Genomic DNA, 15,600 nt, shown 5'->3' on the forward strand with positions numbered 1-15,600 from the left:
CTGCGGTTATCCGGCACCGGCCGCAGTGATCAGCAGCTCCCGCGCGACCAGCGCGGTACGCAGCACGGCAGCCGTCGACGGATCCAGCGGATCCACCCCCAACAGCCGCTTGATCAACCCGACCCGGTAACCCACCGAGTTACGGTGCAGATGCAGTTGCTCACTCACAGCTTGCCTGCTGCCCCCGCTGGCCAACCAGTGGTCCAGGGTGTGCAGCAGATCGTCACGCCCGGCGATCGGCCCCAGATGGCGGTCCACGAACCAGTGCAGCCGCTCGTCAGGCACCGCCAGCAGCAGTTGCGCCACCCCGGCCCGGTCGAACGGCAGCTCACCGGCTGGTGCGCCCGGCGACAGCCCCGACGGGCCCCCCGGATGGCGCAGCAGCAGCCCCAGCAGCAGCCGTGCGTCGCGGAACGACTCCGGCGTCCGGCCCGGGTCGGCGACCGCGCGACCGCAGGCGACCAGGACCTGCCCGGCGCCGACGATCTGCTCCAGCCGGCGGCGCAACCGGGTGACCTCCCGCTGCGGGTCGTCGTGCAGCAGCGTCCAGCCGTACCCGTCCTCGGTCAGCACCGGCCGGTCCAGCCAGGTCAACGCCGAGGCCCACCGCCGCCGCTGGGCACCCGTGTAGCCCAGGGCGACCGCCGCGTGCGGCTGGTCCAGCCGCCAGCCGTACCCGGCGGCGGCCCGCAGCAGCTCCTCGCGCCCGGCCACGGCTCCCGCACCGGGGCCGTCACGCAACGCCCGCAGCACCGCCTCGGCACCGACCGGTACGGGCGGTTGCGGCGGCTCACGGCGTACCGCCTCGATCAGCAGCGCGGTGACGGCGGCCCGGCCATAGTCGATCTGGCGACCGTCGACCGGCTCGGCCAGCAGCAGTACGCCGATTCGCCGACTGCCGGTCCCGACCGGTACCACCCGACCGAGCCAGCCGTCGGTGCACCGCACCCGCTCGGCACCGAGCAGCTCGGGATCCGCCACCCGCCCACCGGGCCAGCCGCCCCGGCGGCGGTCGACCCCGCTACCCGATCCCCCTGCACCATCGTCCCGGCCGCTGTCGCCGCTGTCGGCCAGCAGGTCCCCGGTCGGGCCGACCAGGCGCGCCCCGGTGCCGGCGACCTCGGCCAGCCGGGCCAGCAGCACCGGCCAGCCGGCACCGCCGAAGGCCAGATCGGTCAGCCACTGGGCGAACTGCTCCGGGTCCGGCTCGGCCGCCACCGACAGCCGTGGCCGGGCCGGCACCGGGCGTTCGGCCGGGCCGGTCACGTCGGTGGTCGATCGAGCAGCCGGACCGCGACGGCCTTCTCCTGGGTGTACTCACGCAGCGCCGCGTACCCGCCGCCCCGGCTGAACCCGCTCTCCTTCTGCATGTTGAACGGGAACCCGATCACCCCGGCGTCGTGGAACTGATTGACCGCCACCTGGCCGCTGCGGGCCTGTCCGGCGATCCGCAGGGCGCGGGACACGTCCGAGGTCCAGATGCAGGTCAGCAGACCGAAGTCGGTGCCGTTCATGATCGACACCGCTTCCTCGGCGGTCCGGAAGCTCTGCACCGCCAGGACCGGGCCGAAGACCTCCTCGCGGGCCAGCCGCATCGACGAGTCGACCCCGTCGAAGACCGTCGGGGCGACGTACCAGCCGTCGCCGGACCCGGACGCCGCCGACGCCCCGCCGGTGACCAGACGCGCCCCGGCCGCCGGGGCCTCGGTCAGGAAGTCCCGGACCCGCTCGTACTGCGCCTGGCTGACCAGCGGACCCATGTCGAGATCCTGGTCCCAGGAGCCGACCCGGACCTGCGCCATCGCGGCGGCGACCCGCTCGACCACCTCGGCGCGGATCGACTCCTGCACCACCAGGCGGGATCCGGCGTAGCAGTTCTGCCCGGCGTTCTCGGTGATCGACGCGACGATCGCCGGCACCGCGGCGTCGAGGTCGGCGTCGGCGAAGACGACGTTCGGCGACTTGCCGCCGAGTTCGAGTTTGACCGGTACCAGATGCTCGGCGGCGGCCCGCATCACCGCGCGGCCGGTGACCGTGGAGCCGACGAAGCTGATGTGGTCGATGTCGGGATGCCCGGTCAGGGCCACCCCCGCCTCGGGCCCGAGCCCGGTGACGACGTTGAGCACCCCGGGCGGCAGGCCGGCCCGTCGGGCCAGCTCGGCCAACGCGAACGGTGCCAGCGGTGCGATCTCCGAGGGCTTGAGCACCACCGTGTTGCCGGCGGCCAGGGCCGGAGCGACGTTCGCCGCGGTCAGCACCGCCGGTACGTTCCACGGGATCACCACGGCGCAGACCCCGTACGGCTCCGGCCGGGTGTAGCCGAAGTAGTCCGGGGTACGGGTGGGCAGGGTGACGCCGGTGAGCTTGTCGGCGGCACCGGCGAAGTAGTCGACGATGCCGTGCGCGATGTACATGTTGAGCCGGCCACCGGAACGGGGTTTGCCCACGTCACGGGCCTCATGGACGGCGAGGTCCTCGACGTGGGCGGCGATCAGGTCGGCCCACCGACGCAGCATCGCGCCACGCTCGCTCGGGGACGTGGCCGCCCAGGCGGGGGCTGCCCGGCGGGCGGCGGCGACGGCGCGGTCCACGTCGGCGGCGCGGGCCCGGGCCACCGGCTGGATCGTCTCCCGGGTGGCCGGGTCGAGCACGGGGAGTTCCCCACCGTCGGCGGCCGCCTCCCAGGCACCGTCGATCAGCTGGCGGGCAGCGGGAATGTCCAGGTCAGCCATGGTGGAATCCTTGACCCTTCATGTTCCGCATGTCAAGATGCAGTCTCGCTTTGTGAGTCATCGGGGAGGTCGTGTGCGTATCACGGCGGCGGTTGTGAACAACGCGGGGGGCCCGTTCACCCTCGAGGAGGTCGAGCTGGCCGAACCTCGTCCGGACGAGGTACTGGTGCGGGTGCACAGCGTCGGCATCTGCGGAACCGACCTGGAGTTCGCCACCTTCTTCCCCACCCCCGCCGTCCTCGGCCACGAGGGCGCCGGCGTGGTCGAACAGGTCGGCGAACGGGTCACCGGGATCTCGGTCGGCGACCACGTCGCGATGAGCTTCACCTCGTGCGGCACCTGTTCGCTCTGCCTGACCGGCAGCCCGGCCTACTGCCGCAGCTTCGACGCGGTCAACTTCACCGGCCGCCGACCCGACGGCAGCAGCGCCCTGTCGCGCGACGGCGAACCGGTCAACGGCCACTTCCTCGGCCAGTCGGCGTTCGCCAGTCACGTCGTCGCCCCCGCCCGCGCGGTGGTGCCGATCAGCAAGGAGATCGACCTACGCCTGGTCGGACCGTTCGGCTGCGGGTTCGGCACCGGCGCGGGCGCGGTGCTCAACGTGCTCCGGCCACCGGTGGGGTCGACGATCGCCGTGTTCGGTGCGGGCGCGGTCGGCGTCGCGGCGATCCTGGCCGCCCGGGTCGCCGGCTGCTCGACGATCGCCGCCGTCGACGTCAACGCCGACAAGTTGGACACCGCCCGGCTGCTCGGTGCCACCCACGGCGTCGACTCGCGCACCGGCGACACCAGGGAGTTGCTGGCCGCGATCGCACCGCACGGCTTCGACTTCACCATCGACGCCACCGGCCGCGAAGAGGTGGCGCGGACCGCGGTCGAGGCGTTGGGCCCGCTGGGCCGGTGCGGGATCGTCGGGGTCGGCCCTAGTGAGCAGATGAGCTTCGACTGGCGCAGCATCCTCAACGGGCGCAGCGTCACCGGCATCATCGGTGGCGCCAGTCTGCCCCAGGTGTTCCTGCCGAGGCTGCTGGATCTGCACACCGCCGGCCGGTTCCCGGTCGACCGGCTGCTGAGCTACTTCCCGTTCGCGCAGATCAACGAGGCGGTGGCGGCGGTCCGCAGCGGTACGGTCGGCAAGGCCGTCCTGACCTTCTGAGCGCCCCCACCGGCCCGACGATCTTGCAGATATCGAGAGCTTTTGTCCGATATGTTCGTTGATAAGTGCAAGATCGTCGGGATCATGGGGATCATGGGGCAACGCGGCCACCCTGGCACGACAGACCAGGCGAGTTACGGTGTCTCAGAGTGAAACATTGTCTCGCAATGTGAACCCGATTACTCTCGGCGACAGACACCCAGTGGCGCGGCTGGGAAACACCGCGCGGTAGCCAGCATCCGTGGAGCTCGTGCGCCATGACTGACTTCGACCACCACTCCGCCACGTGCAACGCCGACCCGGTCGGCTACTACCGGACGTACCGGGAAAAATGCCCGGTCGGGAGGACCACCGCGCACGGCGGCTTCGTCTACACCACCCGGTACGCCGACGTGGTCCGCGTCGCCCGCGACGACGACACCTTCTCCTCCGCCCGGGCCACCGCCGGCGGCGACGGCACCGCCATCGTCATACCCCGGGGACCCGGCCTGGAGCAGTACCCGATCGAACTGGACCCGCCGGCCGCCACCGGCTACCGGGACCTGATCAACCCGCTGCTCACCCAGGACGCGGTGGCGAAACTCGCCCCGATGATCGCCCGGCACACCACCCGGATCATCGACGCCTTCATCACCGAAGGCTCCGTCGACTTCGTCCGCGACCTGACCAACCCGCTGCCGGCCGCCGTCACCCTGGACTGGCTCGGCTTCCCCGAGTCGGACTGGGCCAAGCTGGCCAAGCCGATCCACGACATCTTCGCCGCTCTGCCCGGCAGCGACCGCGCCATCCGGGGCGCGCAAGGGCTGGCGTACCTGGACGAACGGATCCGGGACCTGATCCGCGACCGCCGCGCCGAACCCGCCGACGACGCGGTCAGCTACCTGGCGGCCCAGCGACGCGCCGACGGTGAACCGTTCAGCGTCGACGAACTCGTCTCGGTGATCGGGCTGCTGGTCGCCGGCGGCGTCGACACCACCACGTCGCTGACCGGGTCCACCCTGGTGCACCTGAGCCGTCACCCCGAGCAGCGCCAGCGGCTCATCGACACCCCGGACCTGCTCGACAGCGCCACCGAGGAGTTCCTGCGGGTCTTCGCCCCGTCGCAGTCGATGGCCCGCACGGCCCGTGCCGACGCGGAGGTCGGCGGCTGCCCGGTCAGCGCCGGTGAGCGGGTCCTGATCCCCTGGGTCGCCGCCAACCACGACCCGGCGGTCTTCCCCGACCCGGAACAGGTCCGCCTCGACCGCGACGCCACCCGCCACCTCAGCTTCGGCATCGGCAGCCACCGCTGCGCCGGCGCGCACCTGGCCCGGCTGATGTTCCGCGAGATGATCACCCAGGTGCTGACCCGGCTGCCGGACTACCAGGTCGTCGACGACGGTCTCGTCGGCTACCCCACCAAGGGGAACCAGACCGGCTGGGACGCCATCCCGGCCGTGTTCACCCCCGGCCGCCGCGCCGCCGACGCGGCGGCCGGAGGTGCCCCGGTGGCCACCCGCCCCGGCGGGGACCGGGATCTGGTCGTCGAGGCGGTCGCCCGGGCCGCCGACGAGGTGCTGGAGGTACGGCTGGCCGCCGCCGACGGCGCACCGTTGCCGACCTGGGCACCCGGTGCCCACCTGGAGGTCCGGCTGCCGTCCGGTCGACTCCGGCAGTACTCGCTCTGCGGTGACCCGGCCGAGACCGGGCACTACCGCATCGGCGTGCTGCGCGAGACCGCCGGCCGGGGCGGCTCCGTCGAGCTGCACACCGTCGCCACCGCCGGCGCGACGCTGACGGTACGGGGGCCACGTAACCACTTCCCGCTGGTCGACGCGGACGCGTACCTCTTCCTGGCCGGCGGCATCGGGATCACCCCGATCCTGGCCATGGTCCGCGAAGCCGTCCGGCGCGGTACGCCGTACCAGGTCGTCTACGGCGGCCGCAGCCGCGCCTCGATGGCCTTCGCCGACGAGCTCGCCGCCCTCGCTGGCGACCGGGCCGTCCTGCTACCGCAGGACGAGGCCGGACTGCCCGATCTGGCCGCGCTGATCGGTGGCGTCGGCGACGGCACCGCCGTCTACTGCTGCGGCCCCGGCGCGATGATCAACGCGGTGGAGCAGGTGTGCGCCGACGCCGGACGTAGTGCGCAGCTGCACGTGGAACGCTTCGCCGCCGGCGACGACCTGGAGGTGCCGTTCGACCCGGCTGCCAACACCGAGTTCGACGTGCACCTGGCCCGTACCGGCGTCACCCTGCGGGTGCCGAAGGACAAGCGGATGATCGAGGTGCTGCGCGAGGCGGTGCCCGGCCTGACCTACGACTGTGAGAAGGGGTACTGCGGCGCGTGCGAGACGCGGGTGCTGGCCGGTACGCCGGAGCACCGCGACTCGCTGCTCACCGCCGACGAGCGGGCCGCTGGCCGCAGCATGATGATCTGCGTCGGCCGGTGCAGCTCCGACCGCCTGGTGCTCGATCTCTGACCGCAGGTGTACGGCGAAGGGGCGGGACCGGTCGACCGGTCCCGCCCCTTTCCACGTCACGAACGTTCGTGGGTTCGTGGTCACGAACGTTCGTGGGTTCGTGCCATGGGCACGGATGGCCAGGCGACATGCGGACGGCCCGCCACGCTGCGACATTGGAGCGTGACGGGCCGTCCACGTACCGGGAGTGGTCAGTTACCCCACTCGAGGTTCACCTCGGCCGCCTCGGCGATCCGGAACCGGCCGCCCGGCACCACGTCCGCCGCGCCCCGGTCGCTGACCACGTTCTTGCCGAAGCCGTCCACCAGCGGGCGGCCGACGTCGCGCTTGAGCCACAGCCGCAGCAGGTGCCGGCGGCGCTCCGGCTCCGGGTAGTCGACGTAGCCGGTCCGCGAGTGCAGGGCGGCGTAGTTCAGCAGCCACTGCACGTCGCCGGGCTGGAAGTTCATGTCCAGCGCCAGGCCGGGCTCCTGGGAGATCTCGTCGTAGAGGTGCAGCAACTCGATCTGCGCCTCGGTGAGCCGGGGCACCTCGGGGTAGTCCTGCGCCGAGAAGATCATCGAGCTGCCGGCGTACGTGCTGAAGATGCCGTCGACGTAGCTGCAGATCGGCGACAGGTAGGTCTTCGCCGGGGCGTCGTGGTCCTGCTTGTACCAGTCCCAGTGCCACGGCTCGAACAGCAGCGGCGCCAGGTCCGGGCGGCGGCGCAGGATCTCGTTGTAGATGGTGGTACCGCTGACCAGGCTGCTCGCCCCGCCGTCCTTCGCCGCGCGCAGGCACATCAGCGCGACGACGTCGGAGCTGTCGGAGTGGAACGGCAGCCGGTCCCGCACCCGCGACGGCAGCGCCGACGGGTCGTCGAGGGTCTTGTTGGAGGTGGCGATGACGTGGTCGAGCACGTCGCCCATCTGGTTCTGCGCCATCGGTACGCCGAGGTGCAGCCCCATCAGGAAGAAGATCGCGCCGGCCAGGGTGTCGCCGTACTCCTCGGTGCGCAGCCCGCGGACCAGGATGAAGCCGCGGCCGGAGTCCATCTGCTGGGCGCACTCGGCGTTGAGGCCGGCACAGACCGGCAGCGGGTAGTCGGCGGCGGTCACCGTACGCAGGTCGGGGTCGTCGGCGACGAACTGACGGCCGACGGTCTCCAGTTCGGTCCGCTCGGCGTCACTGAGGTGGTAGATCCATTCGGTGGACGTGCTCAGCTCGTCGCCGCGCCAGGCGGACGGGCCGGAGATCGGGGCGAGGTCGATTGCGGTCGTCATGATGATGCGCTCCGAGGTCGTCGATTCTGATGGGAGAGTTGCCGGTGTCCCGGTGCGACGCGGGTGGGCATCGGTTGCACCGGTGCTTCAGGACAGGGCTGGCTTCCCGCCGTACCAGCGGCGCACACGTGCGCGTGCGCGGCGGTCGACGGGACTCGAATCAGAACGGGGTCTGCGGGTCCCCGGCAGCGGTCCCGGGGCGCATGCCCTCGCGCGGCGGGTGGACCCGCAGCGGCTCCTCGTAACCGCGCACCAACAATCCAGAGCCTTGCGGAACTCGGATCATGGCGGTCTCCTGCGGCTATGTGGTCGTGCCGTCCAGCCTAAGCCAGCACCAGCCAGCCGTCAACAGAGACGCCATCTCGCAATACGATCAGCCATCCCGTCGTTCCGTTACCGCCCGACCGGAATCCTCCTGCTCGCCGGCCGTCGTGTACAGCGGCGGCAACGTGGCCGATGGTCCGAGCTGGCTGCCGGAGCACGTCGGCGGCGGTGAAGCGCAGGACCAGCCAGCCGAGATCGCGTAGGGCGTTGAACCAGCCCAGCCGAGATCGCGTAGGGCGTTGAACCGGCCCAGCCGAGATCGCGTAGGGCGTTGAACCGGCCCAGCCGACCCGGTCGGCGCACACCGGGTCAGCTGCCGGACGACCCTCAGCGGCGGACGGCGGCGACCGCGTCGTCGTAGAGGGCTTCGATGTCGAGTTGACCGTCGCTGCGCACCCAGGCCGTGGTGGCCACCTCCATGCAGGAGATGGCGGCGGCGACCACCGCGCCGGCCCGCAGCTCGGCGATCGGGTCCGACGCGGTCGACGCGGTCCGGGCCATGATGCCGGGGACCAGCACGTCGATCCACTGCTGCTGTTTCTCGATGTGCCGGGCACGCAGCGCCGGCGACTGTTTGAGCATGCGGTTGATCTGCAGGAACTCCTGCAACGAGTACGGCATGGCCTCGAGGAGCGTCTTCAACGCCGCCCGGATCGCCGTCCAGGGGTCCTCGTCGGCAGGTCGGGCCGCCAGCGCGGCTCGGACGATCTCGCCCTGTTCGGCGTGGTCCCCGAGGACCATGTCCTCCTTGGTGCCGAAGTAGTGGAACAGCGAGCGCCGCGAGATACCGACCTGGCGGGCGATCTGGTCCATCGTGGTGGATTCGTAGCCCTGTGCCAGGAACAGCCGCATCGCCGACGCCGCGATCTCGGCGCGGACCGCCCGACGGGTGCGGTCCCGCAGCCCTTCCTGGGGAGCCGCCTCGTCAACCATGCAGCACAGCGTACCCATCTTGCACTTGAAACATGTATTGCACTGAGTGCAGATTGCGGATAGAGTGCAGGAAACATCGGCTTCGAGGAGATGGCATGCCGCCCGTCGACTACCGCGACCAGACCACCCTGATCACTGGCGCGAGCTCCGGCATCGGTGCCGAGTTCGCCCGCCAGTTCGCCGCGCGCGGCTCCGACCTGGTGCTCGTCGCCCGCCGTGAGGAGCGCCTGCACCGGTTGGCCACCGAGTTGACCGCAGCGCACCGGGTTCGGGTCGAGGTGCTCCCGGCAGATCTGAGCCTGCCCGGGGCCGGCGAGCGGCTCGCGGAGCAGACCAACAGCCGAGGAATCACGGTGACGAGCGTGGTCAACAACGCCGCCTTCGGCACCGCCGGCCCGTTCCACCGGGAGGACCCGGACAGACTGCGGGACGAGATCGCGGTCAACGTCACGGCCGTGGTCGACATCAGCCGGGCCTTCATCGGCCAGCTGCACACCGCCGCCAACGGCGTACTGATCAACGTCGCCAGTCTCGCCGGCTACCAACCCAGCCCGAACCTGGCGGTGTACGCGGCAACGAAGGCGTTCGTGCTGCACTTCACCGAAGCCCTCTGGTACGAGAGCCAGGGCACCGGCCTGCGGGTGCTGGCACTGACCCCCGGCGTCGTCCAGACGGAGTTCTTCGAGGTGCTCGGCACCGACGAGGTCAACGGCCCGCTGCCCGCGCAGACGGCGTCCGAGGTGGTCGCGACGGCGCTGCGCGCCCTCGGACGACGCAACGGCCCGCCGAGCGTGGTCTCGGGCCGGCTGAACCGGCTGGCCGCCCACGGTGCCCGGCTGCTCAATCGCCGGCAGGCCGTCCAGATGATGGGCCGGATCAATGCCCGGTACGACACTGCCACGACAGACAGCGCCAGCAACACAGCGGCGTGACGGCCGCCGGGGACATGGTCAGCAGCGGTCGAGGTCGGCGCGGGTCAGCAGCGACCGCAGCCGGATGCCCTCGGCGGCCAACGCCGATGCCCCACCCTCCTGGCGGTCGATCACGCACAGCGCGGCGTCGACCACGGCACCGAGCTCACGCAGTTGGCGCGTGGAGCTCACCACCTGCCCGCCGGAGGTGACCACGTCCTCGACGACCAGCACCCGGCGGCCGACTACCGCCGCGCCTTCGGCCAGCCGGGCGGTGCCGTACTCCTTCGCCGTCTTTCGCACGAAGGCGCACGGCAGCCCGGTGTGGCGGCCCACGGCGGTCACCACCGCGATGCCACCCATTTCCAGCCCGGCGAGCACCTCGGTCTCCGCCGGCACCAGCGCCGCCATCCGCTCGGCCAGCGCGTCGAGCAGGACCGGATCAGCCTCGAACTGGTACTTGTCGAAGTATTCGTCGGCCACCCGCCCGGAGCGCAACACGAACCGGCCGGTCAGCCGGGCGGTGGCGTCGACCCGGCGGGCCGGATCCGCAATGTCCACCCTGGCATCGTCCCAGCCGAGCGGGCCCGTCGCTGACGCAGGCAGCGGCCTCGGTAAGGGCTGAAGAGTTGGGCGACGTGGTCAACAGTCGTCGAGGTCGGCGTAAGAGGCAGCCTCAGCCTGCGGTGTAGCGGATTCCACCAGCCACCACCGTGGCCAGCACGGTGCCGGCGGGCAGCGCGTCGGCGTCCGGGGTGAGCGGATCGACGTCGAGCAGGGTCAGGTCCGCCGGCTCACCGACCCGCAGCACCCCGCCGCCCCAGCCGGCCCCCGGGTTGCCGGCCACCTGCGCCGCGCCGGTGGTGAACAGCGCCAGCGCCTGCGCGGCGCTGACCGCCTGGTCCGGCCCGAGTGGCTCGTCGCGGCCCCGGACCCGACGGGTGCGGGCCTGCCAGATGCCGTGCAGCACCGACATCGGCGGACCCGGTCCGTCGGAGCCGCCGCCGACCGTCACCCCGGCGTCCAACCAGGCCCGAAGCGGGTTCGCGGCGGCGGCCGCTGGCTCACCGAGCCGCTCGATCAGGTTGAGCCCGAACGCCCATTGCAGCGCCGGATGCGCCGACACCGGCACGCCGAGCCGCCGCGCGGTCGCCATCGCCTCCGGTCCGGGCCCGAGGTAGGCGTGGATCAGGTGGAAGCCCAGTCCGGCGATCGGCGTACCGGCCGCGACCTCGGCGAAGACCGCCAGGGTCAGGTCGATCGCGGCGTCGCCGACGGCGTGCACGCCGACGCCCCGACCGTGCGCCGCCGCCGCCACGCAGTGTGCCCGCAGCGTCTCGGTGCGCAGACTCTGGTTGCCGTGGTAGCCGTCGGTGCCCGGCCACGGCGACGAGCGCAGTGCGGTGCCGAGCGAGCCGCCGCCGTCGAGGAAGAGCTTCGTCGGCCCGGCGCGCAGCAGCCCGGGTGCGACCCGATCAAGATCAAGTTCATCGAGGGTACGTCGCAACTGCGCGTCGTCCACGTCGTCGCCGCCGAGCGGCATCGCGACGGTACGCAGCCGCAGCGCACCGGACCGCCCGGCCGTCGCGTACGCGGCCAGTTCGGCGGCCGGCACCGCCGGATCGACGGCGGTGGTGATGCCATGGGCGAGCAGTTCCGCCTGGCCGGCGGTGATCCAGTCGATCCTCGTCCGCTGGTCCGGCTCCGGAATCACCGCACGGACCAGGGCGACCGCCGGATGCTCGACGAGCAGCCCGGTCGGGGTGCCGTCGGCGTACCGGTCGATCCGTCCACCCGGCGGGTCCGGGGTGGCGGCGGTGATCCCGGCCAGCCGCAACGCGGTCAGGTTGGCGATGCCGTCGTGGCCCTTCCGGTCCAGCAGCACCGGCCGACCAGGGGCGGCGGCTTCCAGCTCGGCGGCCGACGGCAACCGGTGTTCGGCCAGGTCACCGGGGTCGAAGCCGGCGTCGGCCTCGATCCACCGACGGGTGGGGTACCGGCGGGCGTACCGGGTGATCCGGTCGCAGATGTCGCGGACGCTGGTCGCGTCGTCCAGGCCGACACGGGCGGCGGCCCGGCCGGCCCAGATCAGGTGCACGTGGCTGTCGACGAAGCCAGGCAGCACGACCCCGCCGGGCGGGGCGAGGTGCGGCGTACCGGTGGGGACGGCGTCGCGGACCGCGCGCAGGTCACCGACGGCGACGATCCGACCGGAGCGCACCGCCACGGCCTCGGCGCGCGGCGCGGTCGGGTCCATCGTGTGCACGTCGCCGACGACGAGCAGGTCACCGCCGGTCACGATGTCACCTGCCGGGTGGCGAGCGTTTCGTGCAGGCTCCGGGCGGTGTCCGCTCCGGCGTGCACCGCGTCGTGCAGCCGTGCCGGACGCAGCGCGTCGCCGCAGCGCAGCACGGGACGGCCGGCGGCGACCTCGGCCGCCGCGTCGTACAGGTCGTGTCGGGGCCGCCGGCCGATCGCCGCGACGATCAGTCCGGCCGGCACGGTCTCTCCGTTCACCTGCACCTGCCGTTCCTCGGTGATCCTGGCCCGGCCGCCGAGAACGAGCCGGACGCCGAGGTCGGCGAGCAGGTCGGTCCAGGTCGGTGGGTCGTCGGGGGGCTCGGTGTCGAGCACCCGGGTGGTGTCGCCGATCAGGGTGACGTCGGCACCCCGGCGGGCCAGCGCGGCGGCGGTGCTGGTGCCGGTCCGGCCGGCGCCGATCACCACCACCGGGCCGTCGGACGGCGGCGGCACCGTGCCGCGCAGGACGTCGAGCGCCGGTACGGCACCAGGCAGCAGCCGCTGATCGCTGCCGGTGGCGACGAGCAGCCCGGCCCACCCCCGGCTCAGCTCGCCGGGGTGCAGCGGGGCGTCGACGACCTCGACGCCGCTGGCCGCCACCCGGGCCGTCAACCAGCGCAGGTACGGGGCGAAGCTGTCGTGCACACCGGTGTCCACAGCGTCCCGCAGCGCGCCGCCGAGCCGGCCGCCGGTGTACAGCCGGACCCGGTGGCCGTGCCCGGCAAGTGTGTGGGCGGCTTCCAGACCGGCCGGTCCGGCCCCGGCGACGATCACCGACCGGTCCAGTGCGGGCCGGGGCGACAGGGTGCGAGGCGGCCGGCTCAGGGTCGGGCTCGACGCCGGACCGGCGGGCAGCCGGCTCAGCGTCGGGTTGACGGTGCAGGCGACCGGACGGCCGACCAGAGCGGCGCGGGCGTGGCAGCCGTCGTTGCCGCGTACGCACGGGCGGATCCGGTCGGCGGCGCCGGCCAGGGCTTTCGCCGCCCAGTCGGGGTCGGCGAGGAAGGCCCGGCCGAGCGCGACCAGGTCGGCGGTGCCGTCGCGGATCAGCGTGGCGGCCTGCGCCGGGTCGGTCACCCCACCGCAGGCGATGACGGACAGTCCGTACCCGCGTAGCTCACCGGCCGACCGCCAGGCGGCACCGGGCGGTACGGCGGCCGGCGGCACCTGCCGTACCCGGGTCTCGTGGTTGCCGGACGAGACGTGCACCGCGTCGACCTGACCGGCGGCGGCCAGGGTGCGCACCAGGGCGGCGGTCTCGGCGAGGACCTGGCCGCCGGGTTCGTGGTCGAGATCGGACAGCCGTACGGTGAGCGCCACCTCGGGCGGCAGCGCGGCCCGGCAACGGGCGACGACCTCCAGCAGGATGCGGCGTCGCCGGGCCGGGTCGCCACCGTAGCCGTCGGTACGGCGGTTGGTCTGCGGCGACAGGAACCCGGCGAGCAGGTAGCCGTTGGCGGCCTGGATCTCCACGACCCGGAATCCGGCCCGGGCGGCGCGGTCGGCGGCCCGGGCGAACCCGGCGACGACCTCGGCGATCTCGTCGACGGTGATCGCGCGCGGGCGCAGCCCGAGGCGGCGTTCGATGGTCGGCCAGGGCACCTCCGAGGCGGCCACTGCCTCGCCGGGCAGGGTGCGCTGTCGGCCGGCGTGGGCGATCTGCAGACCGGGCACCGACCCGGCGGCGACGATCCGTTCGGCGACGGCGGCGAGCGCGGCGGCGTGGTCGTCGCTGGCGATGCTGAGGTGACCGGGGAAGCCACGAGCGGTGTCGTCGTCGATCGCGGTGAACTCCACGATGGTCAACGCGCTGCCTCGGCCGACCCGACCGTAGTGGTCGCGGTGCCACGGCTGGGCGAACCCACCCGGGTCGGCCGCGCCGGTCGAGGTGGGTGCCTTGACGATCCGGGACCGCAGCCCGACCGGCCCGAGTCGGTACGGGGCGGCGAGCACCGCCGCCGATTCGGTGGGGTCCATCAGCCGCCCCGCAGCACCCGCGCGGCACCGTCGGCGCGGGGGTCGCTGGCGGCGTCGAGGCCGGCCGGGGTGAGCCGGGCCAGTTGCACGTGCCCGGCGTCGTCGTGACGCTGCGGTACCTGGACCACCTGCAGGTCGAGGTCGCCGGCGGTGGCGCGCAGCGTGGCGGCGTCCGGGGTGTCGGGCTCCAGCAGCAGGCTGGGCCGGTCCTGGCCGACGTCGCGGGCACCGATCACCCACCGGGGCCGGGCCAACAGTCCGGCCGGGTCGGTGGTGGTCAGCGCGTCGGCGGCGACCTGGGCCAGGATCCACGGCTGGGCCCGGCCGCCCTGGCAGCCCAGTGCGAGCACCCGGTCCGGGCCGACGGCGATCGCCGGGCACAGGGTGTGCGGTGGGCGGGCACCGGGGCGCAGCCGACCGGGGTGGGCCGGGTCGAGGCTGAACACCGACCCCCGGTTGTGCAGCACCAGGCCGGTGCCGGGCTCGCAGATGCCGGCGCCGAAGGTCTGGAACACGCTCTGGATCAGGGTCACAGCGGTGCCGTCACTGCCGACTGCGGTGACCGCGACGGTGTCCCCGGCCGGCTTCGGACCGGTCGGCAGGGTCGGCCCGGTCGGGGCGTCGGTGCGCAGCAGCAGTCCGTCGAGGTCGATCGGGCCGGTCCGGGGATCACCGAGCAGGGTGTCACGGCTCTGCTCGGCGATCCGGGCGGTGGTCAGCGCGGCCGACGGGTGGTCGGCGGGGGCGGTGGCGGTCGCTGTGGCGAGCATGGCCAGCAGGGTGGCCCCCTGGCTCGGCGGCGGGGCGACCGACCAGGTCACCTCGGAGCCGGCGGCGGCGTACCGCAGTGGGTCGGTGATCTCGGCGGCGTGCCCGGCGAGGTCGGCGGCGGTCAACGGGCTTCCGAGGGCGGCCAGCCCGGCGGCCAGCGTTTGGGCGAGCTCGCCCTGGTAGTAGTCGCGCCAGTCGGCACCGATGGTGCCGAGGGAGCGGGCCAGCGCCGGCTGGCGCAGCACCGACCCGGCTGGCAGCGGCGTACCGTCGCCGTCGAGCAGCAGCGCCGCCAGGCCGGGGTCGGCGCGGATCACGTCGATGCGGCGCAGGATCGCCGCGGCCAGACCGGGGCTGACCGGTACGCCGCCGACGGCCAACTCGACCGCAGGTGCGAGCACCCGGGCCAGTGGCAACTGGCCGCCGAGGCCGGCCAGCGCGGCCCAGCCGGCGACGACACCGGGCACGGTGACGGTGAACGGCCCACCTGGCGGCATCCGGTCCCCTGCGGCGCGCAGCGCCGCGACGTCGATGCCGGCGGCGGCCGCACCGATCGACAGCACCGCCCGGACCCGGCCGTCGGGGGTGCGGACCAGGGCGGTCAGGTCACCACCGGCCGAGCACTGGTGCGGGTAGGCGACGGTGAGCGCGGCAGCGGCGGCGAGGGCGGCGTCGACGACGCCACCTCCGGCGGCCACCACGTCGGCGGCGGCGTCCAACGCGGACGGGTGTGGTGCGGCGAGCGCGATCTCGGTCGACATGCGGATCAGT

The 15,600-nt window shown here is 73.1% G+C and carries 12 protein-coding genes; 4 read left to right on the plus strand and 8 right to left on the minus strand.

The features are described from left to right. Nucleotides 1-6: 6 nt before the first annotated feature. Together O7623_RS12545 and O7623_RS12550 are read right to left on the minus strand one after the other, a co-directional pair. Nucleotides 7-1,266 carry a helix-turn-helix domain-containing protein gene (locus O7623_RS12545; protein WP_282228792.1) on the minus strand — a complete coding sequence of 420 codons (1,260 nt, stop codon included), beginning with the start codon at nt 1,264-1,266 and terminating at the stop codon, nt 7-9. Continuing rightward, nucleotides 1,263-2,732: an aldehyde dehydrogenase family protein gene (locus O7623_RS12550; protein WP_282228793.1), complete on the minus strand. Its 1,470-nt coding sequence runs from the start codon at nt 2,730-2,732 to the stop codon at nt 1,263-1,265. Before O7623_RS12550 ends, O7623_RS12545 begins: the two co-directional genes overlap by 4 nt. A gap of 94 nt (nt 2,733-2,826) precedes the next feature. Between O7623_RS12550 and O7623_RS12555 the strand changes: the two genes are divergently transcribed. Further along, the gene (locus O7623_RS12555; protein ID WP_282228794.1) at nt 2,827-3,888 is read left to right on the plus strand and encodes an NAD(P)-dependent alcohol dehydrogenase; all 1,062 of its coding nucleotides are present in this window, start codon (nt 2,827-2,829) and stop codon (nt 3,886-3,888) included. 257 nt (nt 3,889-4,145) lie between these two features. Further along, nucleotides 4,146-6,350, plus strand: a complete 2,205-nt coding sequence (locus tag O7623_RS12560; protein WP_282228795.1) for a cytochrome P450 — start codon at nt 4,146-4,148, stop codon at nt 6,348-6,350. 191 nt (nt 6,351-6,541) lie between these two features. On the opposite strand, the gene O7623_RS12565 is transcribed toward O7623_RS12560, so the two are convergent. Further along, on the minus strand, nt 6,542-7,612 hold the full coding sequence (locus O7623_RS12565; protein WP_282228796.1) for a TauD/TfdA family dioxygenase: 1,071 nt from the start codon (nt 7,610-7,612) through the stop codon (nt 6,542-6,544). 284 nt (nt 7,613-7,896) lie between these two features. Here O7623_RS12565 and O7623_RS12570 point away from each other — a divergent pair, with 284 nt between their 5' ends. Continuing rightward, nucleotides 7,897-8,139 (plus strand): hypothetical protein, encoded by a 243-nt coding sequence (locus O7623_RS12570; RefSeq protein ID WP_282228797.1) that lies wholly within the window; start codon nt 7,897-7,899, stop codon nt 8,137-8,139. 124 nt (nt 8,140-8,263) lie between these two features. Here O7623_RS12570 and O7623_RS12575 read toward each other — a convergent pair whose 3' ends face one another. After that, nucleotides 8,264-8,869: a TetR/AcrR family transcriptional regulator gene (locus O7623_RS12575; RefSeq protein ID WP_282228798.1), complete on the minus strand. Its 606-nt coding sequence runs from the start codon at nt 8,867-8,869 to the stop codon at nt 8,264-8,266. A gap of 95 nt (nt 8,870-8,964) precedes the next feature. Here O7623_RS12575 and O7623_RS12580 point away from each other — a divergent pair, with 95 nt between their 5' ends. Beyond that, nucleotides 8,965-9,801, plus strand: a complete 837-nt coding sequence (locus O7623_RS12580; protein ID WP_282228799.1) for an SDR family oxidoreductase — start codon at nt 8,965-8,967, stop codon at nt 9,799-9,801. A gap of 18 nt (nt 9,802-9,819) precedes the next feature. Here O7623_RS12580 and pyrE read toward each other — a convergent pair whose 3' ends face one another. The 4 genes from pyrE to O7623_RS12600 form a co-directional block, all read right to left on the minus strand. Continuing rightward, the gene (gene pyrE, locus O7623_RS12585; RefSeq protein ID WP_282228800.1) at nt 9,820-10,341 is read right to left on the minus strand and encodes an orotate phosphoribosyltransferase; all 522 of its coding nucleotides are present in this window, start codon (nt 10,339-10,341) and stop codon (nt 9,820-9,822) included. 115 nt (nt 10,342-10,456) lie between these two features. Then, nucleotides 10,457-12,079, minus strand: coding sequence for an amidohydrolase family protein (locus tag O7623_RS12590; RefSeq protein ID WP_282228801.1), 1,623 nt, complete (start codon nt 12,077-12,079; stop codon nt 10,457-10,459). After that, nucleotides 12,076-14,058, minus strand: a complete 1,983-nt coding sequence (locus tag O7623_RS12595) for an FAD-dependent oxidoreductase (protein ID WP_282228802.1) — start codon at nt 14,056-14,058, stop codon at nt 12,076-12,078. The genes O7623_RS12590 and O7623_RS12595 overlap by 4 nt, the downstream gene beginning before the upstream one ends. Beyond that, the gene (locus tag O7623_RS12600; RefSeq protein ID WP_282228803.1) at nt 14,058-15,590 is read right to left on the minus strand and encodes a gamma-glutamyltransferase; all 1,533 of its coding nucleotides are present in this window, start codon (nt 15,588-15,590) and stop codon (nt 14,058-14,060) included. The genes O7623_RS12595 and O7623_RS12600 overlap by 1 nt, the downstream gene beginning before the upstream one ends. Nucleotides 15,591-15,600 lie beyond the last annotated feature (10 nt).

Source organism: Solwaraspora sp. WMMD791, from assembly GCF_029581195.1.
Classification (GTDB): Bacteria; Actinomycetota; Actinomycetes; order Mycobacteriales; family Micromonosporaceae; genus Micromonospora_E.